At 71.9% G+C, this 21,121-nt stretch carries 17 protein-coding genes; 7 read left to right on the top strand and 10 right to left on the bottom strand.

Features of this window, described 5'->3' with window-relative positions:
- Window positions 1–510 (bottom strand): hypothetical protein, encoded by a 510-nt coding sequence (locus ACIBK9_RS18995; RefSeq protein ID WP_397159686.1) that lies wholly within the window; start codon window positions 508–510, stop codon window positions 1–3.
- A gap of 115 nt (window positions 511–625) precedes the next feature.
- On the opposite strand from ACIBK9_RS18995, the gene ACIBK9_RS18990 reads away from it, so the two are divergent.
- Entirely contained in the window at window positions 626–1,468 is an 843-nt protein-coding gene (locus ACIBK9_RS18990) for a universal stress protein (RefSeq protein ID WP_397159684.1), read from the top strand.
- Between the two features lie 16 nt (window positions 1,469–1,484).
- Here ACIBK9_RS18990 and ACIBK9_RS18985 read toward each other — a convergent pair whose 3' ends face one another.
- Window positions 1,485–2,123: a TetR/AcrR family transcriptional regulator gene (locus ACIBK9_RS18985; protein ID WP_397159682.1), complete on the bottom strand. Its 639-nt coding sequence runs from the start codon at window positions 2,121–2,123 to the stop codon at window positions 1,485–1,487.
- A 98-nt stretch (window positions 2,124–2,221) separates the two neighbouring features.
- On the opposite strand from ACIBK9_RS18985, the gene ACIBK9_RS18980 reads away from it, so the two are divergent.
- The gene (locus tag ACIBK9_RS18980) at window positions 2,222–3,742 is read left to right on the top strand and encodes a carboxylesterase/lipase family protein (RefSeq protein WP_397159680.1); all 1,521 of its coding nucleotides are present in this window, start codon (window positions 2,222–2,224) and stop codon (window positions 3,740–3,742) included.
- 25 nt (window positions 3,743–3,767) lie between these two features.
- Here ACIBK9_RS18980 and ACIBK9_RS18975 read toward each other — a convergent pair whose 3' ends face one another.
- Window positions 3,768–4,619, bottom strand: coding sequence for an alpha/beta fold hydrolase (locus ACIBK9_RS18975; protein ID WP_397159678.1), 852 nt, complete (start codon window positions 4,617–4,619; stop codon window positions 3,768–3,770).
- Window positions 4,620–4,688: 69 nt separating this feature from the next.
- On the opposite strand from ACIBK9_RS18975, the gene ACIBK9_RS18970 reads away from it, so the two are divergent.
- Entirely contained in the window at window positions 4,689–5,663 is a 975-nt protein-coding gene (locus tag ACIBK9_RS18970; RefSeq protein ID WP_397159676.1) for a DUF5937 family protein, read from the top strand.
- Between the two features lie 635 nt (window positions 5,664–6,298).
- On the opposite strand, the gene ACIBK9_RS18965 is transcribed toward ACIBK9_RS18970, so the two are convergent.
- Window positions 6,299–6,646 (bottom strand): hypothetical protein, encoded by a 348-nt coding sequence (locus ACIBK9_RS18965; RefSeq protein WP_397159674.1) that lies wholly within the window; start codon window positions 6,644–6,646, stop codon window positions 6,299–6,301.
- Window positions 6,647–6,944: 298 nt separating this feature from the next.
- Between ACIBK9_RS18965 and ACIBK9_RS18960 the strand changes: the two genes are divergently transcribed.
- From ACIBK9_RS18960 to ACIBK9_RS18950, 3 genes are all read left to right on the top strand, one after another.
- Entirely contained in the window at window positions 6,945–7,853 is a 909-nt protein-coding gene (locus ACIBK9_RS18960; protein WP_397159672.1) for a zinc-binding dehydrogenase, read from the top strand.
- A gap of 32 nt (window positions 7,854–7,885) precedes the next feature.
- Window positions 7,886–8,722 (top strand): sigma factor, encoded by an 837-nt coding sequence (locus tag ACIBK9_RS18955; protein ID WP_397159670.1) that lies wholly within the window; start codon window positions 7,886–7,888, stop codon window positions 8,720–8,722.
- A 99-nt stretch (window positions 8,723–8,821) separates the two neighbouring features.
- Window positions 8,822–9,727, top strand: coding sequence for a S41 family peptidase (locus ACIBK9_RS18950; RefSeq protein WP_397159668.1), 906 nt, complete (start codon window positions 8,822–8,824; stop codon window positions 9,725–9,727).
- Between the two features lie 45 nt (window positions 9,728–9,772).
- On the opposite strand, the gene ACIBK9_RS18945 is transcribed toward ACIBK9_RS18950, so the two are convergent.
- The 4 genes from ACIBK9_RS18945 to ACIBK9_RS18930 all read right to left on the bottom strand — a co-directional run bounded on the left by ACIBK9_RS18945 (window position 9,773) and on the right by ACIBK9_RS18930 (window position 15,825).
- Window positions 9,773–11,824 (bottom strand): WD40 repeat domain-containing serine/threonine protein kinase, encoded by a 2,052-nt coding sequence (locus tag ACIBK9_RS18945; protein ID WP_397159666.1) that lies wholly within the window; start codon window positions 11,822–11,824, stop codon window positions 9,773–9,775.
- Window positions 11,825–12,155: 331 nt separating this feature from the next.
- Window positions 12,156–13,820 carry a TROVE domain-containing protein gene (locus tag ACIBK9_RS18940; RefSeq protein ID WP_397159664.1) on the bottom strand — a complete coding sequence of 555 codons (1,665 nt, stop codon included), beginning with the start codon at window positions 13,818–13,820 and terminating at the stop codon, window positions 12,156–12,158.
- Between the two features lie 833 nt (window positions 13,821–14,653).
- Window positions 14,654–15,142 (bottom strand): LysR family transcriptional regulator, encoded by a 489-nt coding sequence (locus ACIBK9_RS18935; RefSeq protein WP_397159662.1) that lies wholly within the window; start codon window positions 15,140–15,142, stop codon window positions 14,654–14,656.
- Window positions 15,143–15,225: 83 nt separating this feature from the next.
- A complete protein-coding gene (locus tag ACIBK9_RS18930) occupies window positions 15,226–15,825 on the bottom strand; it encodes a TetR/AcrR family transcriptional regulator (protein ID WP_397159660.1) in 600 nt (199 codons plus the stop codon).
- Between the two features lie 65 nt (window positions 15,826–15,890).
- On the opposite strand from ACIBK9_RS18930, the gene ACIBK9_RS18925 reads away from it, so the two are divergent.
- Window positions 15,891–16,583: an SDR family oxidoreductase gene (locus tag ACIBK9_RS18925; RefSeq protein WP_397159658.1), complete on the top strand. Its 693-nt coding sequence runs from the start codon at window positions 15,891–15,893 to the stop codon at window positions 16,581–16,583.
- Window positions 16,584–16,750: 167 nt separating this feature from the next.
- On the opposite strand, the gene ACIBK9_RS18920 is transcribed toward ACIBK9_RS18925, so the two are convergent.
- Window positions 16,751–18,022: an FAD-dependent monooxygenase gene (locus tag ACIBK9_RS18920; RefSeq protein WP_397159656.1), complete on the bottom strand. Its 1,272-nt coding sequence runs from the start codon at window positions 18,020–18,022 to the stop codon at window positions 16,751–16,753.
- Window positions 18,023–18,158: 136 nt separating this feature from the next.
- On the bottom strand, window positions 18,159–21,059 hold the full coding sequence (locus ACIBK9_RS18915; protein WP_397159654.1) for a tetratricopeptide repeat protein: 2,901 nt from the start codon (window positions 21,057–21,059) through the stop codon (window positions 18,159–18,161).
- Between the last annotated feature and the right edge of the window lie 62 nt (window positions 21,060–21,121).

The raw sequence follows: 21,121 nt of genomic DNA, 5'->3' as shown, positions 1-21,121 counted from the left end.
CTACAGATCGCCCAACACTGACAGAACCCGCCCGATCCAGGCGAACAACCGCAGGATCTGACGGAAGGGCCAGACCGCCGCCCAGAAGACCGGTTCGAGCCACCGGAACGGGCCGAGGAGGAGGGCCATGACCATCATGACCGCGTCCGGATCCAGCGACCGCAGGACCCAGCACCACCCTCGATGCCCCCACCTGCGGTGCAGCACCAGCGACACCAGTACGGGCGGCAGCGTCAGGGCCGCCGCGACCGCGAGCGCGGACGGTCCCGGCAGCCAGATCCCGGCCGCGGCCCACAGCAGCCCGTACACCCCCCACGAGAAGGCCAGACCGCCCAGCAGCCGGCCTCTTCCGCCTGCCGCCCGGACGTGCCGCGCCAGGCAGGCGGGCAGGCGCACGCACACGTCGGGCAGCGAGGTGTCGAGCGGGAGCACCGGCCGCTCGGCCTCGGACGGCTCGTCCGTCCCGGACGGGCCTTCCCTGCGGCTGAGCGGATGAAGAGCATCGTTCACCCGCCCTGATCTACCAGCGCCGTCTTGTGATCCACTGGTGGTCACTGGTCACGCCAGACATGACGGTGGGTGGCTTCGGGGTAGGGGAAGGGCGGGGGCTCGGGGGAGGCGGAAGATGGCTGGACGGATCGTGGCGGGCGTGGACGGCTCGCCGCCCTCGATGGCGGCCGTCGAGTGGGCCGCGGCGGACGCCCGCAGGCGCTCGCTGGCGCTGCGGCTGGTGCACGTGTGCGAGCCGTGGACAGGCGACGTCGGGACGGCCGAGTACTGCGCCGGGATGCTGGAATCGGCGGCGGACCGGGCGCGCGGCCTGGCTCCGGGCGTGGAGGTCGGCACGGAGATCCTGCCGGGCCCGGTGGTGGACGACCTGGTGAGGGAGTCAGCGGGAGCCGACAGTCTGGTGCTGGGCAGCAGAGGGCGGGGCGGTTTCGCCGGGATGGTGCTCGGCTCCACGAGCCTGGCGCTGGCCGGGCACGCCGCGAGCCCGGTCGTGGTCGTCCGGGAGACCGCCACGACGCGCCGCGGCCGGATCGTGGTCGGATACGACGGCTGGCAGTCACCGGCCGCCATGGAGTACGCCCTGAAGCAGGCCCGTGCCCAGGACGCGGAGCTCCTGGTGCTCTACGCCTGGCGGCCGCCGATCCTGTCCTCGTACGCCTCCGCCTACAGGATGACCGGCGAGAGCTTCGAGGAGAACGCCCGCGACGCCGCCCAGGAGGTGATCCCGTGGCGGGAGGGGAACCCTGACGTGCGGATCGTGGACGAGCAGGTGTGCGATCATCCGGTCGCCGCCCTCAGGAACGCGTCGTCCACGGCCGACCTGGTCGTGGTGAGCTCGCGCGGGCTGGGCGACTTCGCCTCCACGATGCTGGGCTCGGTGAGTCACGGGGTGCTCCACCACGCGGCCTGTCCGGTGGCCGTGGTGCCGCCCGGCGGGGCCTCCAGCGCGTCCCGTTGACGGGCCGGACGCCCCGTCACTCGAACCCGCCGGACCTGACGGGCTGCTCGCGAGGGGCGATGCCGGCGAACAGCCTGTCCAGATGCAGGTCGATCGCGGTGAGGGCGTCCTGGGGGGCGATCACGTCCAGTTCGAGGAGGGGGGTGAGGCCGGTGAGGGCGAGGAGCAGGTTGGTCTCGGTCGCCGGGTCGCGGTCGGGGGCGATGTGCCCGTCGGCGATCGCCTGGCGGACCAGCCGCTCGACGAGGGCCCGCCCCTGGAGGAGGCCGCGGCGCGCCTGCTCGTGGACGGCCTCGTCGTGCAGCGCCTCCAGGACGTAGGCGGCGCTCATCCGGCTGGTGGCGCGGGCGTCGGCGTGCAGGGGCAGCATCTCCGAAAGCGTCAGTCGCAGCACGTCACGCGGGTGCGGACGGTCGCCGAGCCCCGCGAGGCCCCGCTCGACGCGTAGCGAGGTCTGTTCCGAGGCGAAGTCCATGGCGAAGGAGAGCATGGCGGCCCGGGAGGCGAAGTAGTGCTGCAACTGCCCGAGCGAGATGCCCGCCTCCTGCGCCACCACCCGTGTCGTCAGGTGCGCGACGCCGCGCTGCGCCACCACCCGCCACAGCGCGCGGGCAATCGCTTCGCGGCGTTCGCGGTGGTCCACCTGTTTCGGCATCGCGGGACCTCTCCCTCGTCACTCCGAGCCTTTCCCATACAGTTGACATAATACACTTGACCTATAACCATGGGGGTCCGTTCGAGGAAGGAGCCGTCATGTCCGAAGAGCCGAGGGTGCGGACCGCGGAAGGGGTGGTGCAGGGGCGCCGGCGGCAGGGGCACGCGGTGTTCCGCGGCATCCCGTATGCCCAGCCGCCGGTGGGAGCGCTCCGTTTCGCCGCGCCCGCCCCGCCGCACCGCTGGGACGGCACGAGGCAGGCGGCGGAGTTCGGCCCCCCGGTGCCGCTGTCCCTGCCGGTCGACGTGGGTCCGCCGCAGGGCACGGACTGGCTGACGCTCGACGTCGGCACCCCGGATCCGGGCGCGGCCGGGCTGCCGGTGCTGGTGTGGCTCCCCGTGGGCGGCTACGTCTCGGCGGCGTCGAGCGACCCGATGTACGACCCGGCGGCGCTGGCCGGGGCGGGGCTCGTCGTGGTGACCGTCAACTGCCGCGTGGGCGCGGAGGGTTTCGCGTTCCTCGACGACGCGCCGCCCAACCGCGGCTTCCTCGACCAGATCGCGGCGCTGGAGTGGGTGCAGCGGAACATCGCCGCGTTCGGCGGCGACCCCGGCCGGGTCACCGTGGCCGGACAGTCCGCCGGGGCCGGGTCGGTCGCCGCCCTGCTGACGATGAAGCCGGCGCGCGGCCTGTTCCGGCGGGCCATCGCCCACTCGGCGCCGGGGCTGCACAGCACCCCCGCGCTGGCCCGGCAGGTCACCGCCGCGCTCGCGGACCGGCTCGGCGCGGCGGCCCCCACCGCCGCGGCCCTGCGCGACATCGACCCCTGGCGCCTGGCCGCGGAGCTCACCTCCTTCAACGCCGCCCTCCATGCGCACCGGGAGAGCTGGGGGCGGCTCACGCAGACCGGCACCGCCCTGTGCCCCGTCGTCGACGGCGAGGTTCTGCCCGAGACGCCCTGGTCGGCGCTGACCGGCGGGCGCGCGGGCGGGATCGAGCTGCTCGCCGGCCACACCCGGGACGAGTTCCGGCTGTTCAGCGTCATGAGCGGGCGGCAGGGCGGCTTCACCGAACAGGACGCGCGCACGGCCCTGGAACTGCTCGCACCCCGGCCGCATGGCGCGCGGGCGTACCGCGCCGGGTTTCCGCAGGCCGGTCCGGAGGAGCTGGTGGAGACGGTGTACTCCGACGCCCTCTTCCGCATGCCGTCACAGCAGCTGGCCGAGGCCAACGCCGCGGCCGGCGGCACCTCGTACCTGTTCGAACTGTGCTGGACCGCCCCGGCGCTCGGCGGCGCTCTTGGCGCCTGCCACAGCCTCGACGTCCCCCTGGCGTTCGGCACGCTGGACAGTCCCATCGGCGCGCAGCTCCTCGGCGACGAGCCCGCCCCCGAGGCCGTCGCGCTCTCCCGCGAGCTCAGGGAGGCATGGGTGCGCTTCGTCACCACCGGCGACGCGGGATGGGCCGCGTACCGGCCCGACCGGCGGCTCACCCGCGTCCTGGACGCCGAGCCGGCCACTCTCCCCTACCCCGAAGAGGTCTCCCGCCGGATCTGGGCAGGCCACTCCCCCGCGCCCTTCGACCTCTCGCAGGGCGGAGAGACGGTGCCGCGGCAATGAGGACGATCTCCGGCCGGGTGTGCGCTCACCTGGGGGCCTGACGCAGGAACGCCGAGGTGGTGGCCACGAACCGGCCGGCGTCGTCGAGCCACGGAAAGTGCCCTGCCCCGGCCTGTACGACGAGCTCGGCGCGCGGGAACAGCGCGGCGAGCTCGGCCACCGCGGCGGGCGGGGAGTTCAGGTCCACCTCGCCCGCGAGGAGCAGCACCGGCGAGGTGAAACGGGTCAGCGCGGCGCGGGTGGCGTCGGGGGCGAAGGCGCCCTCGGCCCCGAAGACGGCTGCCGCCTCGTTGTTCCGCTGCTCGTCCTCGGCGGCCTTGTGGGCCTGGGCCGTCTCGTCCCAGCGGCCGTACCAGAACGGCGCGACGGCCTGGAAGGCGTCGCCGGTGGCCTGGCCTGACATGACCTTCTCCAGGGCCGCGAACGCCTCCGGGAACCACGGCTCCCCCTCGCGCAGCCGGGCGGTCTCCCGCCGGACCTCCTCGGTGATCCTGACGCCGACGGCGGCGACGCTCGGAGCGACCAGAACGAGCCTGCCGACGCGTTCCGGATGGCGAGCCGCGTAGAGCACGGCCAGATTCGTGCCCCCGGAATGGGAGAGCAGGTCCATCCGGTCGAGCCCAAGGTGCTCGCGCAGGGCCTCGACGTCGTCGACAAGGCGGTCGCAACGGTACGAGGCGGTGTCCGGCGGCACGGCGGACCGCCCGGTGCCCCGCAGATCCGCCATGATCAGCCGCCGGTGCGCCGAGAGGCCCCCGAGGTCGCCGAGATAGGCGGAGGCCTGCATCGGCCCGCCGGGCAGGCAGACCACGGGGGAGCCGTCGCCGGACACGTGGCAGGCGAGCTTGAGGCCGTCGTAGGAGGTGAAGAAGTCCATGCCCGCCAGCCTGCGGGGAAACGGCGCGCCGCGGCTATCGTTAAGCCACAGCTACATGGTGAGGGGCGGATGGCGGTCGAGATCAGGTTCACCGCGGCGTCGGTCGCGAAGGTGCGATTCGCCGTCTCACCGCTGGGCGAGACGGTGCTGGCGCTGCGGATCCTGTTCGGCACGGGCGGTCATGCCGTCCACCGGTCCTGGGTGCGCCAGGCGCGCCCGCTGCTGGCGCGCGAGCGCGAGCTGCCGCTGCTGCGCGCGCTGATCGCCGGGCCGCTGCCGTCGTTCCTGTTCCCGGCGCCGGCTCAGCGCCTGCCGTCCATCGCGACGGAGCTGGACCTGGTACGCGCCACGCAGGACGACTTCTTCCGGCAGGAGTACGCCGCGGTCCTGGGCATGCCGGCCGAGGACGTCCCCGAGCCCGCGACGGTCCTGCCAAGGCTGGCCGAGGCGCTGCACCGCTGCCACGAGCTGCTGATCGCGCCCCAGTGGGGCCGGATGTGCGCGGTGCTGGAGGCCGACATCGGACGGCGTGCGCTGACCCTGGTGGAGGGCGGGGTGCAGGCGCTGTTCGCCGAGTTGCACCGCGACATCGCCTGGGACGACGGCCAGCTGGTCGTGCACGGCCGGCGCACCCCGCACTCCGTGTTCACGGTGGACACCGGCGGGCATGGCCTCGTTCTGCAGCCCAGCGTCTTCAACTGGCCGGACGTGGGCGTCGACAAGGCCCCGGTCGCCGCCGCGTCGATCCGCTATCCGGCGATGGGCGTCGGCCTGCTCCGGGAGTCGCCCCGACCGGCGCTGACGGGCCTGATCCCGGTGCTCGGCCACACGAGAACGCTGATCCTCGCCGCCTTGGCCGAACCCCTGACGACCGCCGCCCTGGCCACCCGCCTGAACATCACGCCGAGCGCGGTGTCACAACACCTGGGCGCGCTGCGGGGGGCGGGGCTGGTGTCGACACAACGCAAGGGCCGCACGGCCCTCCACCTGCGCACGGAACGAGCAACCCACCTGATGGACGGTCCGGCCCCGAACGGTCACTGACACGACGGGATCAGGTCTCAGGGTGCGGGACGGGCGAGGCCGCCGACCGTCAGATCGTCTCAGGGGGCAGGACGGGCGAGGCCGCCGACCGTCAGGTCACGGGCTGCCCGCCCCGCCCGCCACGGCGCCGAGGACGAGGCGGAGCATCGAGCGGGCCAGGGCCTCCGGGTCTCCGTCCGCGCTTTCTGGCAAGGCGCCGCTCAGCCACAGGGTGGTGAAGCCGTGCGCCAGCGACCACGCGGCGACCGTGGTCGTCCACCCGGTAGAGCTCCGGCCGGAACATCACCTCGAAGTGGGGCCGGTGGTCGAGGCCGAAGCGGAGGTAGGCGACGCCGACCTCCCACACGTCGGAGGCAGCGTGCTCAAGAGCGTCGGCGAACAGGGTGAAGCCCTCGGCGGCCACGGCCGTCAGCAGACCTTGCTTGTCGCCGAAGTGGTAGGCGGGGGGCGGCGTGCGAGACGCCGGCCCGGCGGGCCAGCTCGCGCAGGCTCCATCCGGCGTGACCCCGCTGCCGGTCCGTACGGCCCTTCAAGTGCTCTTCGTCGCCGCGGCCGTCGCGGCAGCCGTATGAGCTTGGGGGCCGTCGATCCACACGTCGGCGTCCGGCATCGGCGAGTTCGCGGGAAGGCTGGGGCTAGCAGTTCACGGTGCGGTCATAGGAGCCGAAATGCCAGGGGTAGTAGATGGTCTCGGAGTCGCTCAGGGTGCGGCAGTAGGAGTCGGGGCCGTGTTTGACGACGACCTTCACCTTCATCGTCCTGCCGCAGCGATTCGAGATCCAGACCGTTCTCCTCTTCTTGCTCACACTCCGCTCGATGCAGGCCGGCGCCGTGGTTCTCCCTGCCGCCACGGACGCCGGAACGGCCTGCGCCTGGGTGACGGCCGCGCTCGCGGGCGCCGGGAACGAGGTGACGCCCAGCGTGAGCGTCGCCGCACAGGCCAGACCGGACAGCGGAACCTTGATCGCACGGGCGATGCGCATGGTCACTCCTCATTCGAAGTCGGGTCGAACGTCATGGGGAGTCTGAACCCCGCCGCGTTGAAGGTGCATTGAGGATTCGTTGAGTCGGCAAGCTGATGCCATGCCGCTCGGAGGGGCCGATTCCTTTCTGTGGCGGCCGGGGTCTACATGACAGATCGGCTCGCGCGCCGGGCCGATCTCTCATGTACGCCGAGAAAGAAGAGCTGATCGCCAATGAGCGTTCCCGCGACCATGCGCGCGCTGCAGCAGACGTCCCTCAACGGCCCACAGGACATGTCGCCTGATCGTCGACGCCCCGGTGCCGAGCCCCGGCCGGGGCGAGGTCCTGATCCGCGTCACCGCCACCGGGGTCAACTTCGCCGACGTCTCGAAGGCCTGCGGCGTGTTCGCAGGCGGCCCCCGGCCGCCGTACCTGGCAGGTTTCGAGGCCGCCGGTGAGGTCGTCGCGATGGGCGAGGCCGTGACCGGCCCCCTGCCGGGGGCCCGCGTCGTCGGCGTGGGAGCCGGCGCTTTCGCCGAGTACATGGTCCTGTCCGCGGCCGCGGCGGTGCCTGTGCCTTCGGGCTGGACGGATCAGCAGGCGCTGGGTCTGGTCGTGAACTGGTCCACCGCGCTGGCCGCGCTCAAGCCGCTGGGCGGCGTCGCCGCCGGGCACGTCGTGCTGATCCACGCCGCGGCGGGCGGGACCGGCCAGGCCGCGGTGAGAATGGCCAAGCACTACGGTGCGACGGTCATCGCCACCGCCTCGCCGGACAAGCACGAGACCGTGCTGGCGCCGGGAGCCGACCACGTTCTGGACTCTCTCGGCGGCGACCTCGCCGCCGAGGTGCTGCGACTGACCGGCGGTTGCGCCGCCGACCTCGTGCTGGAGTCGGCCGGCGGCGCCGCCTTCGACGCCGGCCTTGCCGCCGCCAGGCGGGTCACCGGCCGTGTCGTCGTCTACGGCCTGGCCGGCGGCGAAGTGCCGATCACCAACTGGGACCTGGTGTACAAGCACCAGATCCACATCATCGGCCTCAATATCGGCGTGCTGAGCCAGGCGGCACCGCAGGTCTTCGGCGAGCTCATGGGTGAGCTGTCCGCACTGATCGCGGCCGGCGTGCTCTCCCCCGGCCTGCCCACCGTGTACGAACTGGCCGACGGCCCGAAGGCGCTGACGGAACTGCAGGCCAGGGTCACCGTCGGCAAACTGGCCCTGCTGCCCTGAGAGAGCCCCCTTGTCCCGAGCCGGAGGCGCCGATGACAGGAATCCAGCACCAGGCTCTCGGCATGACCTCGCATCCGGAGGCAGCACCCGGTCAGGACCGGTTCACCGCCGAGACCGAGCGGTTCCGCCGGGAACTGCTGGCGCACTGCTACCGCATGGTCGGCTCGGCGCAGGACGCCGAGGACCTGGTGCAGGAGACGTACCTGCGGGCGTGGCGGTCCTACTCCGGGTTCGAGGGCCGGGCGTCGATTCGGTCCTGGCTCTACACGATCGCCACCAACGTCTGCCTGACGGCGTTGAAGCCGCGCCCGATCCGGGTGCTGCCGTCGGGGCTCACAGGTCCGTACGACGGACTCGATCGACCGCCGAGCCCCGTCGCGCCGGCCGAGATCCTCGGCACCACCACTGCGGCGGTCAAGAGCGGTCTGCAGCGCGCCCGCGCCCGGCTCGACGAACTGGAGCCCGAGCCCGCGGAACTGCTCGAACCGGCCGACCCACGGGCACGCGCGCTGCTCGACGGCTACATCGCGGCCTTCGAGCGCTCCGATGTCGGCCTGCTGGAACAGGTGCTGCGCGTGGACGCCACGCTGGAGGCGACGCCGTTCCGCGACTGGCAGTCGGGCCGGGCGACGTGCCTCCACGTGCTCGACGCGTACGTGCTGGGCACACCGGGCGACTGGCGGATGATCGCGACAACCGCCAACGGCCACCCGTCCGCCGTCGTGTACCACCGGGACGCGGACGGCGTGCTCCGGGCCGACGGCGTCGTGGTGCTGACCCCCACCGCCACCGGCATCGCCCGCGTGATCAAGTTCCACGATCCCGCGCTGGTCACGACGTTCGGCTTCCCGGACGCGCTCATGCGCTGACCCGCCGACGAGCCCAGCCGTGCAGGCCGTTTCGCCGCCTGCCGAGGGCGTTTCAAGCGTCTTTGACGTCTTCGGAGGGGCGGTGCTCTACTTCCTGCCATGACGCCCCTGACGAACCTTCGGCCTGCCCCCGTCATCGACGAGACGACCCGCCTGCTGACCGAGCACTACATCTTCCCGGAGATAGCGGAACAGCTTGCCGACCTGCTACGACGACGCCTCGCCGAGGGCGCCTACGACGTCGGCGGCGCCGAGGAGCTCGCCCGTCTGGTCACCGCGGACCTGCAGTCCGTCAACGGCGACAAACACCTGAGGCTGAAGCACCACGCCGACCCGGTGTCCCCCGAGCAGGGCGCGGCGACCCTGGAATCCATCCGCCGCGACTACGACACCTCGCTGGGCGGTGCGCCCCGGGTGGAGCTGCTCGACGGAGGAGTCGCCGTGGTGGAGCTGGCGCCGATGCTGTTCCCGCTGGACTGGGCCGCCGAACCGCTGAGCGCCGCGCTCACCTTGGCCTCCCGCGCCCAGGCGCTGATCGTGGACCTTCGCGACAACCGGGGCGGCGACCCGGACACCGTCGCCTTCGTCTGCAGTTACCTCCTGGACGAGCGCACCCACCTCAACACCATGCACTGGCGCGGCGGCGAGCGCGGCGAGCAGTCCTGGAGCCTGCCGCACGTTCCCGGCGCGCGTTTCGGCGGCAGCAAGCCTTTGTACGTGTTGTCCAGTGGCAGCACCTTCTCCGCCGCCGAGGAGCTGGCCTACGACCTGCAGCAGCTCGGCCGCGCCGTTGTCGTCGGCGAGCCCACCCGCGGCGGCGCGCACCCGTGCAAGGGCTGGACCGTGCATCCCCACCTGGAGGCCACCGTCCCCACCGGCCGCGCCGTCAACCCCGTCTCGGGCGCGAACTGGGAGGGCACCGGCGTGCAGCCGGACATCCCTTGCGCCGCCGCGGACTCCCTCGACCGGGCGCACGCCCTGGCCCTCGCCCGGCTGGCAGGCTGACGCAGCCGAGCTCATCGTCGGTGCGGCACCGGACGCGTAACCGGGTCACGGGTCTTCGACCGGCCACAGCCGGCAGCCCTCGGCATCCACGAACCAACCTCCTGAGACCAGGAAGGTTCCATCGGGATGGAAGGCCAGCGCAGCAGCCCTGCGGTCGGTCACGGTCGCCTTCGCCCGGCCGGTCGCCGTGTCCCACAACCGGATGCCCTCCTTGTCGGCCACTGCCAGGGTGGCGCCGTCCGGGCTGAAGGCGAGGGCATCGACGTCCGCGTTGCTGATGGTGCGCAGCCCGGTTCCGTCATCGGATGTCAGGGAGCAGCCGTGTGCGCCGCCCAGCGCGTACTGCTTCCCGTTGGGGCTCACGGCGACCGCCGTGCCTTCTCCGTCGGGGCCGATCGCCTCCAGGTCGCCGCTGTCGAGGTTCCAGCGCCAGAATCCGTCCGTCCCGTCGGCTGCGGTGAGGTCCTCCCCTGCCAGCAGGATCGAGTGGCCGTCGTCGATGAACGCCGCCGAGTTCACCGCGGAACCGGCCTTCGTGGCGAACGGCAGCTTGCGCTTCGGCGCCTTGGCTGCGACGTCCCAGACGACACAGATCTCGGCGGCTTCGAGGTTGCCGACCGGGATGTTGCCCGCGACGACGAGCTGGGCGCCGTCCGTGCTGAACGCCATCGTGCGAGCGCCCCCGACCGGCGAGGGGAGCGAGTACGTCACCTTCCCGGTGGAGGGGCCGCGGAAGCTCAACGGCACCTTCATCCCCGCTGTCACCAGTGCGGAGCCGTCGGGGGTGAAGGCCATGGCGCCGTTGACGGAGTTCTCGTCGGAGAAGTCGGCGATCATCTCGTGCGAGTCGGCGGCCCACAGCCAGCCGTCGCCGGAGATGTTGCCTCCCGCGATGGTGCGCCCGTCCGGGCTGAACGCCACCGCGTACAGATCCTCGTCGGTCAGCCGGTTGCGGCGGGACCAGAGGTTCCAGCCGATCGGGACCGCCGCGGCGCCCAGCGCGGCCAGACCGCCGAGCAGGAACCGGCGCCGGGTCGGGCGGCGCCTGCCGGTGGGCATGTCGGGGCCCTTGGGTGCCTGGCGATCCGGCTGGCGCGGGTACCGCTCCGTGTCACCGGGAGCGTCCAGGGCTCGACCGTGGTCGGGATCGTGTCGGGTGCTGCCGTGGTGGGCGCCGGGATCGGAAGGCGGGAAAGGCGCCAGGTCCGGCGGGGTATGCAGCTGACGTTCGGCGATCATCGTCGCGAACGGCGGCGGCAGCCATCGGGTGGTCGTCCGGGTGGGGTCGGCGAGTTCCTTGAGAATCTCGGCCACGCCGGGACGGTCACCGGGATCCTTGGCCAGGCATCGCTTCACCAGCTCCGTCAGGGGGGCGGGCAGGCCGGTCAGGTCGGGTTCGTCGTGGGCTATGCGGTAGACGACCGCCTCGGCCCGTCCCGCGCCGAACGGGCTGCGACCGGTGGCGGCGAACGCCAGGACGAGCCCGAGGGAGAACACATCGCTGGACGGGCCGATCTCCCGGCCTCGCGCCTGTTCCGGGGACATGAACGACGGCGTGCCGACCACCGCGCGGGAGAGGGTGTGGGAGGTGGCGTCCAGTGCACGGGCGATGCCGAAGTCGATGACGCGGGGGCCGTCGGCGGCAAGGATGACGTTGGACGGCTTGAGGTCGCGGTGCACCAGGCCGCAGGCGTGGATCGCACCGAGCCCCTCGGCCAGTCCCGCGCCCAACACGGTGATCGCCTCCGTGGGCATCGGGCCGTGCGCTTCGACGGCCTGGTGCAGGGACGGGCCGGGGATGTAGGCGGTGACCAGCCAAGGCGGGTCGGCCTGCGGGTCGGCGTCGACGAGTTGGGCGGTGTAGAACCCGCCGACCCGGCGGGCGGCCTCGGCCTCCAGGGCGAACCGGCGCCGGAACCCGGGATCGTCGGCCAGGTCGGGCCGCACCAGCTTCACCGCGACCGGGCGGCCGCCGGGAGAGCGCCCCAGGAACACCTGTCCCATCCCGCCGCCACCCAGCCGCCCCTCCAGCCGATAGGCCCCCGCCTGGCGCGGATCACCCGGCCGCAAGGGCTCCGGCCAGAGCGGGAAGTTCATCGCACCTCCGTGTGCAGGTCCTGGAAGCGTTCCAGCAAGCGGTACGCCGTCGCCCGGTGAACGGAGAAGCGTTTGTCAGCTTCGCCCGCTTGCGATCCATCGGCGCACACCCCATCGAGAAGAACACAGGTGTCTGTCCATCGGAGATCTTTTCAGGAATCCGCCCGCGGGGAGAGGCGTGAGCGCTGCGACTCACGCGAGTGTTGAGCCCCGCTGTCCCAGGCGCAAGCGAGGGGAGAAAGCCCCGGCCGGGATTCTCTTCCTGGCCGGGGCACACGTCTCCGGGAACGGGAGCAACGCGTCACGCCTTTCGAGCAAGTCACCGCGTTTTTCAGGCCCGGATGAAGCCGTTGACGATGAGCGGGAGCGACGCGTCGAGGCCGGCCACGTTCAGGACGCCTTCGTCCTTCGCGTCGCCGATCGAATGTCCCGCGGCCGTCATCGCGGCGACGACCACGCGAGCGTCGGCGTTGACGGTGCGGCGGTAGGCGTCGAGGGCCTGCGTCGGGTGGGAGCGTCCCGCCCAGGTCTCGTTGTCGGTGAAGACGATGATGCCGTCCACCTCCATACGCCGGTCACGCGCCCACGTGAACGGCAGTGACAGGTCCGTGCCGCCGCCCGACGGCTGCCACGAGGCGATCTCGCGCAGGTTCGTGCGCGGGGTCACCTTGGAGGCGTGCACGGACGTGTCGACGTCGATGACGTGCAGGTCGCCCTTCTCGATCCGCGACAACATGACCGCCATCGCGTTGCCCACCTCGTACGGGGAGCCGATCGGGGAACCGCCCACCCGGACACCGCCGCCCCAGCTCATCGACCCGGACGAGTCGACGGCGACCAGCAGCCGCTTCCCGGACGGCTCGACCGCGCCGAACGACAGCTCGTACGTCTCCTCCAGCGCGTCGAGGATGGCCGGGACGGGCTGCCAGGTGTGCACGTCGGCGCGCGGGTCGGGCTGCGCCTGCCCGGAGGCGTAGACGCGCATCGCGAGCCAGGCGTCCATCGGGTGGATGCGGGCGCGCAGGATCGCCTGCTGGTCGGTGAGCCGCAGCACCGCCCGCGACGTGGCGTCCGCCATCGGCTTGAGGGTGCCGAGCCGGGTCATGCGGGCCAGGTTGCGGATGAGCGCGGTCAGGCCGACCGTCTCGATCAGCGCCTCCCACACCGACGGCTCCTTCAGCACCGAGTCCGGCAGGAACTCCCACGGCACCTTCGCCTCGGTGACCACCCGGACCGCGTCCTCGGCGGTGGTGACGGCCTTCGCGGTCAGGAACCGGTCGACGGCGGGCAGCTCGTCGCGCGCCTCGTCGTCGGAGACGTTGCCGGCGATCCAGCCGAACAGCGTCCTGCGCTGGTCGGAGTCGGCCACCGGGTGGGCGATCCGCAGCACGTCCCGCAGCGCGAACGCCTCGCCCTGCGGCGTCCTGCGCTGGGCCGCCTTGCACGCCTTGAACGCGACCGCGTCGGCCTCGCCGGTGAGGAACCAGGAGCCGAGCGCCGTGCGCAGGCTCCGGCCCATCGTGGGCGCGGTGCCTCGACCGGTCGCCTTGCCGCCGAGGTTCTTGTAGTAGCCGAAGAACTGGGCCAGGTGGTCGGTGGTGCGGGCGACCTTCGCCAGGGCCTGCTTGGCCGCTCGGCGGGTGTCGGCGTCGCCCTTGGCGTAGCAGGCGGCGAGCGCGAACAGGGCCGGACGCTGCTTCGGCGCCCGCGGCGGCCGGGCCGTCGAGATGTCGGTGAGCAGCCTGACGACGCGCGGGCCGTCCTCGGCGATGGCCTGGAACAGCACGCCCGCGTTGTCGGCGGTCAGCTGGTTCTCGCTCACGTAGTAGGTGCCGCCGGTGGTGCCGAGGATGAGGAAGTCCTCCAGCTTGCGCCACACGTCCTTGGCGAACGCGTAGCCGCCGGCAGCGTTCCGCACCTGGTCGGTACGGCCGGGGATCGGCTGCGTCTGCGGGGTCGCGAACGCCGAAACGCTCGCGAGAGGGTCACGTGCCATCGTCAGCTCCTTGCTTTCGACCCGCCCGAGGGCGGATATGACGAAGGGGAGCGGATGTGGTGATGTCCACCGGCCTTATGACAGACGCTCTTCCAGCTGAGCTACCATCCGGCCTTGCCGGGTGGGCAGGACTCGAACCTGCGACAACCTGTTCCCGATAACCGACGAACTTCGACCCGCTCCCCCGCCTGTGCGCGCCAGCCTTGCCGGCGGCACGGATGTGGGGGTTCCGACCGGCCTTTCAGCGTGCTGCCAGTTACACCACGGCCCGCGAGTGCGGGCCGCCGGGGCTCGAACCCGGACAACTCGAATGAGAATCGATAACCGATCGAATTCGACCCGTACCGCCGATAAGGCTGACGTGCGATCAGGTCTGGAACCGGCACGGATATGGGTGACCCACCGGCCGTTACGGTGCTCTGCCATTGAGCTACACGGACCGGGATCCGTGGCGGGATTCGAACCCGCAACCACCGGCTTAGAAGGCGATAACCGATGAGATTCGACCCGTGCCGGCACCAGACCTGACCAGCTTCGCGCGGCCCGGAAAGGCGCGGATGTGTGTGGCGGGCACCGGAGGGTTCTTTGTTGGAGAAAGATAACCGATGCCCATTCGACCCGCGCCTTTCCGTGTCTCGCGAAGCTGATCCCACAGTAGCGATCAGCGTGCCGCATCACACCTGAATATCGCCGAGATGGGGAAATATCAGTCCATCGTGCCGAGCAATGCACCGACCCGCCCTGTTCCGGCGGACGGCGTCGTCACCGCCCTGCTCGGCAGGTCAGTCCCGCGGCCGGAGGGGGCCGAGGTCGCGGGCGATCCCGGCGAGGGCCTAGCCGGGCCGGGTGTCGGAGCGCGGGTGCTGGAAGTCCGCGGCGATCTCCAGGGAGACCGACGTGCGGCGGGTGAGCTCGTGGCCGGCGGAGACGGCGAGGACGCGCGGTTCGGCGAACAGGACCGGTCCGACGGTCAGGTCGGGTTCGTCGATGGGCAACCAGGCGATCAGGACGTCGATGTCCCCGCGCCGCAGGGTGGCGAAGGCGTCGCTGAAGCGGCTGTTCTGCAGGCGTGGCTTCCACCGCGGGTGCCGGTCGCGGAAGGCGTCCCGACAGGGGCGCTGGTCGTCGCGGAGCTGCTGCCCGACCGGCGACGGCCGTACGGTGCGGCTGTGGCGCTCGAACAACAGCGCGCCGACCTGCCGCTCCTGCTTCTGGATCGCCTGGCCGATGCGGGCGGGTGACACGTGCAGCCGGGCCGCGGTGCGGCCGAAGTGCGGTTCCTCGGCCAGGGTCAGGAAGATCTCGATGTCACGTGGTTCCACGCCTGCTCTGCCCGCTCCACCTGAAAGGAGAGCTTTCCAGACTCATTGATCCGCGGAACGGGCGAATCACGTGCGGTGTCCCCCTAGGGAGTGGTCTGGTCGCCGGTCAGTGCCGTGCGGGCGGCGGCGAGGATGTCCTCCGACAGCGGGTCGCCCGCGGTGGCGCGGGCCAGGACGAGGGCGCCGACCATGGTGCACAGCCGTACGACGCCGTCCTGGTCGGCGGTGGCGAGCCAGGCCGCGGTGTCGCCGACCTGCTCGGTGAACACGCGGCGAGCCTCCGCGTCCCCGGGACCGCGGGCGATGTCGACGGCGAGTCCGGCGGCGGGACAGCCGTCGGCGGCGTTGTCGCGGTGCGTGGCGGAGAGGTAGGCGTCGATGAACGCCCGCTGGGCGGCTTCGCGATCTCCCTCGTGCCGTTCGAGCGCGCCGGCGCGAACGTCGGCGTGCTCCTCGAAGGCGCGCGCGGTCGCCTCGCCGATGAGGGCTTCCTTCGAGGCGAACTGCTTGTAGAAGCCGCCGTGGGTCAGACCCGCGGCCTTCATCAGGTCGGCGACGCTGACCTCGGTGCCCTGCTCGCGGAAGAGGCGGGACGCCGTGTCGACGACCCGCCGGCGGTTCTGCCGCGCCTGCGCCTGTGATCCGCGTCCCATCTGCGCCCCCATTCGGATGTCAGTTGTCATCTATCCTATGCTGCGACAGATAGATGACATTCATCATCTATTTCATCCGCATCAAGGAGGCAGGCATGGTTCTCAACGGCGCGGTCGCGGTGGTCACCGGCGCGAACCGGGGTCTGGGGCGCCACCTGGCCGCACAACTGCTGGACCGCGGCGCATCGGTCTACGCGGCCGTCCGCCGCCCCGACGACCTGGACCTGCCAGGGGTCACCCCGCTGCTCCTCGACGTCACCGACCACGCGTCGATCCGGGCTGCCGCGCGGATCGCCACCGACGCGAACGTCCTGATCAACAACGCCGGGATCTCCACCGGCACGCCTCTCATCGGCGGCGACCTCGACGCGGTGCGCCGGGAACTGGAGACGAACTTCTACGGCCCCCTCGCCGTCACCAGAGCGTTCGCCCCGGTCATCGAGGCCAACGGCGGAGGTGCGATCCTGAACATCCTGTCGGTGATCTCGTGGTTGCACCCGGCGCGAGCCGGGGCGTACGCGGCGGCGAAGGCGGCCGCGTGGGCACTGACCGACGCGGCCCGCGAGGAACTCCAGCCCAGGGGGATCAGCGTCTCGGCACTCCATGTCGGCTTCATGGACACCGACATGACCGCCGGGCTGGACGGCGTCCCGAAGGCGGACCCCGCCGACGTCGCCACCCAGGCACTCGACGGGCTCGCCACCGGCCAGGCCGAGATCCTGGCCGACGACCTCACCCGCCGGATCCGTCAGGCTCTGGCACGAGGACCCGTCCCGACCGGCAGGTGATCGCCCGGCGCGAGCCGGACCGGCCGTTCCGCGCGCCGCCTTCCGGAGACGACGTTCACCGATCGGCGGCGGTTCGAGCATGGTGTGCGGTCCCGGCGGGGGTCGTCCACAAGCCGTACGGGCCGGCGAGGGGTGGGGGTGGTCCCTCTCGACACGCCATGTGGCACCTACGGCTTGGCCGAGGAGGTGATCGGGGCTGCGGAGTCCGGGATCCCCGCGTAGTCGGGCAGCTCGACGCCGTTGATCGCGCGCCCGACCAGCTCGGTGAACCATTCGCCGGTGAAATCGGGGCGCGGCTCGGCGTCCGGCCCCGGGACGACGCGGCTGCGGGCGTTCAACCGGCCGATCTCCTGGTTGGCCTCGACGAACGACCGCATCCGCGCCTCGTAGCGGGCGAACCCGGCGTCGGGGTCCCATCCGGCGGCGGCCAGCTCTCCGGCCAGCAGGTAGGCGCCGACCAGCGCCAGCCCGGTGCCCTGCCCCGACATCGGCGAAGAGCTGAACGCCGCGTCCCCGAGCAGCCCCACCCGTCCACTCGACCAGCGGCCCATCACCACCTGGGCGACCTGGTCGAGGTAGAAGTCCGGGGTGTCGTCCAGGTGCGCGAGGATGTCCGGGGTCAACCAGCCCAGGCCCGCCATCCGCTCACGCAGCAGGACCTTCTGGGCCGCGATGTCACGGTGGTCGACGTCGAAGTCGGCCGAGGGGAAGGAGAAGATGGCCATCGCCCGGGTGGCGTCCTGGATGGGCCGCAGGAGGGCGGAGCGACCGGACTCCTGATCCTGGTACTCCAGCAGCCAGCGGTCCAGCCCGAACTTGTTGGGCACACTGTAGAAGGCCAGCACGTGCCCGAGGTGGCGGAGGAACCGCTCATGCGGGCCGAAGACCATCGCCCGCAGCGCCGAGTGCAACCCGTCGGCCCCGACCACCAGGTCGAAGCGCCGCCGGTCGCCGCCCGCGAAGACCACGTCGACCCCGTCCGCGTCCTGGGCGAGCTCCGCGATCCGGTCGCCGAAGACGTACTCGACGCCGTCGCGGGTGTCGTCGTAGAGCAGCTGGGACAGGTCACCGCGCAGGATCTCGATGTCCGCGATGTACCCGTCGCCACCGTCGTCGTCGGCACGGAAGGTCTCCAGCACCTGCCCGTCCGCGTCCACGGTGTGGGCGCCGGCGGTGTCGGTGCACGCCGCGCGCACCGCCGCGTCCAGCCCCATGCGCACGATGACCTCCTTGGCGACCCCGCGCGCGTCCACCGCCTGCCCGCCGGGACGCAGCTCGGCAGCCCGCTCCACCACGGTCACCTCGGCCCCCCGCCGGCGCAGCCAGTGGGCCAGCGCGGGTCCCGCGATGCTGGCCCCCGCCACCAGCACCCGGGGACCGCTCGCCCGCTGCTCGCCGGTCCCGATGGTGTGCTCCTGCTTGGAGTCGTCGACGCTCATCACTGCCTCCATGTGCTTCCTCCCGCGCTGAACGTTCCCAGCGCAGGCCCACCGCTGCCGGTGTGTCCAGCCGTATCGACCACGCATCCGCACAGAACTCATCGGCGCACCCGAAGTCGCGTCCGCGCTCCCGCGTTCATGTGAGGCTGAAGGGGGCCGGTTCCACGTCGAGTTCTCTCATCGCCTCGGCATAGAGCCGGTAGCGTCTGCGGGCCTCGCCATGGCGGCGGGCCTTGGTCAACGTCCGAACCAGGTCCAGGTGGGCCGCCTCGTCGTAGGCATCCCGTTCGAGCAGCCGGAGCAGGTAGCGAACCGCTCCGTCGGGGTCGTCGGCCGCCTCCGCGAGCGAGGCCAGCTCGCGAAGCAGGGCCTGGTGCACGGCGCGGGCCTCCTCACGAAGAGGCTCCAGCCACTCGGCGTAAGGAGAGTCCTCGCAGACGTCCCCGGTGTAGCGGGCTTCGGCCGCGACGAGCAGATCCTCGTCCTCGGCGGCGAGCGCCTCGGCGGCGGCGCAGAGGAACTCCTCGACATCGGTACGGAGTCCGACCAGCTGGATGCTGTACTTGTCGGCGCGCACGAACTCCCCCGGGCCGAACTTCCGTTGCGGATCCAGGACCGAGCGCACGGTGGACAGAGCGACCGAAAGCCGGTTGGCGCAGGACGCGGGCTCCTCACCCGGCCAGAGGATCTCCATCGCCGCTTCCCGGGCGACAGTGCGGCCGCGTTGGCACGCCAGCCAGGTCAGCAGGTCGCGCGCCTTGCGGGACTGCCATTCGACAGCGCCGCCGCGGCGGCTGAGCCGTACTCCGCCCAGCATGCACAACCGCACGGCGTCCTGGTCGAGGAGCGTGATCACGCGGAGCAGGCCGGCGCCGGAGCCGTGCGGCCCGCGGACGCCGGCGCGGCGGAGCTCCTGCTCCGCCTCGTCGAGGCCGGAGCCGCTGAGCCGCGCGCGGGCGAAGGCGTTACGCGCGATGTCCACAGGGCTGCCGATCTGCGCCCAGATCTCCGCTGCGGAGGCCAGCAGGTCTGCCCGCTCGCCCGGGGATTCGGCCACGGTGAAAGCCGACAGCTCCAGGGCTTCGGCCATCTTGGCCCGGTCGCGGCGGCTGACGGCCGCCTCGTGGGCGGATCGGGCGTAGGCGCCGGCTTTGGTCCGGTCGCCGGTCTCTGCCCAGACCCAGCCGGCGGCCAGGAGCGCGTCCACCCGGCTGGAGCCGCCGCCTGCCGCGACCGCGCGTTCGGCCAGCTGTACGGCCAGCGCCGGATCGTCGACCGCGTGGACACGGGCCAGTCCGGCCAGGACCGTCTGGGTCAGATGGGCGTTTCGGAGTTGTTCGGCATGCTTCAGGGAGTTCTCGAAGCTGATCCGGGCATGCATCAGCTCCCCGCGCTCCAGATAGACCTGGCCGAGCCCCGCCAGTGGGTGGCCGAGCTTGTCGCTGCCCACCCTGCTGAAGATGTCGCGGGCCCGTTGGAAGTCGGCCAGGGCTTCGTCGAGCCTGCCCAGGCCCATGAGCGCCTCGGCGCGGTTGTGCAGGGCGATCGCGGTCTGGACGGGGTCGCCGACCAGGTCCGCTCGCCGTACCGAGAGGTCCGAGTCGGCGATGGCCTCGTCGTAGCGGGCCTCCTCCGTGCGGCTCGCGGCGCGGTTGGCCAGGACGCGGGCCGACAGCAACAGGTCTCCCGCGCTCTCCGCGGCGGCGAGGGCGAGGGCGCTGTGCCGTTCGCTTCCGGCCCCGTCGCCGGCGTCGTGGGTGACCATGGCCAGCGCGGTGTGAGCGCAGGCGGCAGCGCGTTCGTCCTGGCAGCGGGTGGCCATGGCCAGGGCCTGTTCGGCCAGCTGGGTCGCCTCCGCGCTCTCGCCGACCAGCCAGCGAGCGCTGGCGGACCAGGCCAGCAACATCGCCCGGTCGGAGGAGCTCGACGAGGGCAGCGGAAACGCCGAGCCGTCGAAGCCGCCGGCCAGCTCGAACGTCGACAATGCCGCCTTGTAGTCCCCCCGCTGGTAATAGATCATCCCCATCCGCCAGGCCACCGCGGGGTCGGTGGCGTCGACACGGCGAAGGCACTCCAGCGCGCCGGCCCAGTCCCCCTGAACCTGGCGGGCCCGCCCCTCGGCCAGATTCACGGCACACGTCCGCCACTCCTCCGGTACGGCGACGCAAGCCCGGACGAGCTCAGCCGCGTGCCCCTCGGCAAGCAGCGACGCATGCCACCTTTCGATCATCGCCACCCGATGGCCGGGCTCGTCACAAACCGCCAGCGCCTCCCGGACGAACCCATGCGACTCATACCAATGGGCCGCCGCCGACCCCCGTCCGGCATCGCCCATGAACTCCCTGACCAGGGTGGACACCACATAGCCCTGGTCACAGGGCGTGATCAGGATGTGCTGAGCGGCCAGAGCGCGGAGCTCCTCGCGGGAGACGGCGACCCCCATCGCCTGGCACAGCTCGTGAGTGAACCACGGCAGCCGAGCGGTCGCGCGGAGGAACTCCTCATGCTCGTCCTTCACCACCTCCTCGACCAGATAGTCGAACACCGGCGTGGCGGCGATCCGTTTGGCACGGTCCGACCAGGGCAGGCCGCTCAGCCAGCTCAACGTGAGCCGTACGGCGACCGGCCACCCCCTGGTGAGCTCGTGAACCTCCTCCGCCAGGTCGTCCGACCCCAGGACGATCGAGGAGAGCGAGCGGGTCTCGGCAGGAGTGAAGGCCAGCTGTTCGGCCGACACCTGGAAGACATGGCCGAGGCCGCGCATGCGCTGGATCGGGAAGGGCACGGCGGAGCGTGAGATCAACACCAGGTGAAGGTCGTCGCCGCCGTGGTGACAGAGCTCTTCGAGCAGGCGCGCCCCGGGGGTGCCCGGCTCGATCCGCTCCACCTCGTCGATGACGAGGACGGTCGGCCGGCAGACGGCGGCGGCCAGTTCGGTGGCGAGCCCGGCTGAGCGGATCCAGCCGGGCGGCGCGCCCAGGGCTTGGCAGATCTCTTCGATCAGGGTGGCGTCGTCGGCCCAGGTCAGCCACGCCACCGGATGATCAGGCCGGGCCCGCGTCCAGCCGCGTACGGCTGAGGTTTTGCCGCCGCCCGGGC

The organism is Nonomuraea sp. NPDC050227 (assembly GCF_044459705.1).
Classification (GTDB): Bacteria; Actinomycetota; Actinomycetes; order Streptosporangiales; family Streptosporangiaceae; genus Nonomuraea.
This window is presented reverse-complemented; position numbering and strand designations above follow the sequence as displayed.

Bases quoted from the DNA above. Each gene is read 5' to 3' on its own strand.
- ACIBK9_RS18990 (WP_397159684.1), top strand. From the start codon at position 626: ATGGCTGGACGGATCGTGGCGGGCGTGGACGGCTCGCCGCCCTCGATG.
- ACIBK9_RS18985 (WP_397159682.1), bottom strand. From the start codon at position 2,123: ATGCCGAAACAGGTGGACCACCGCGAACGCCGCGAAGCGATTGCCCGC.
- ACIBK9_RS18980 (WP_397159680.1), top strand. From the start codon at position 2,222: ATGTCCGAAGAGCCGAGGGTGCGGACCGCGGAAGGGGTGGTGCAGGGG.
- ACIBK9_RS18975 (WP_397159678.1), bottom strand. From the start codon at position 4,619: ATGGACTTCTTCACCTCCTACGACGGCCTCAAGCTCGCCTGCCACGTG.
- ACIBK9_RS18970 (WP_397159676.1), top strand. From the start codon at position 4,689: ATGGCGGTCGAGATCAGGTTCACCGCGGCGTCGGTCGCGAAGGTGCGA.
- ACIBK9_RS18965 (WP_397159674.1), bottom strand. From the start codon at position 6,646: ATGCGCATCGCCCGTGCGATCAAGGTTCCGCTGTCCGGTCTGGCCTGT.
- ACIBK9_RS18955 (WP_397159670.1), top strand. From the start codon at position 7,886: ATGACAGGAATCCAGCACCAGGCTCTCGGCATGACCTCGCATCCGGAG.
- ACIBK9_RS18950 (WP_397159668.1), top strand. From the start codon at position 8,822: ATGACGCCCCTGACGAACCTTCGGCCTGCCCCCGTCATCGACGAGACG.
- ACIBK9_RS18945 (WP_397159666.1), bottom strand. From the start codon at position 11,824: ATGAACTTCCCGCTCTGGCCGGAGCCCTTGCGGCCGGGTGATCCGCGC.
- ACIBK9_RS18940 (WP_397159664.1), bottom strand. From the start codon at position 13,820: ATGGCACGTGACCCTCTCGCGAGCGTTTCGGCGTTCGCGACCCCGCAG.
- ACIBK9_RS18930 (WP_397159660.1), bottom strand. From the start codon at position 15,825: ATGACAACTGACATCCGAATGGGGGCGCAGATGGGACGCGGATCACAG.
- ACIBK9_RS18925 (WP_397159658.1), top strand. From the start codon at position 15,891: ATGGTTCTCAACGGCGCGGTCGCGGTGGTCACCGGCGCGAACCGGGGT.
- ACIBK9_RS18920 (WP_397159656.1), bottom strand. From the start codon at position 18,022: ATGAGCGTCGACGACTCCAAGCAGGAGCACACCATCGGGACCGGCGAG.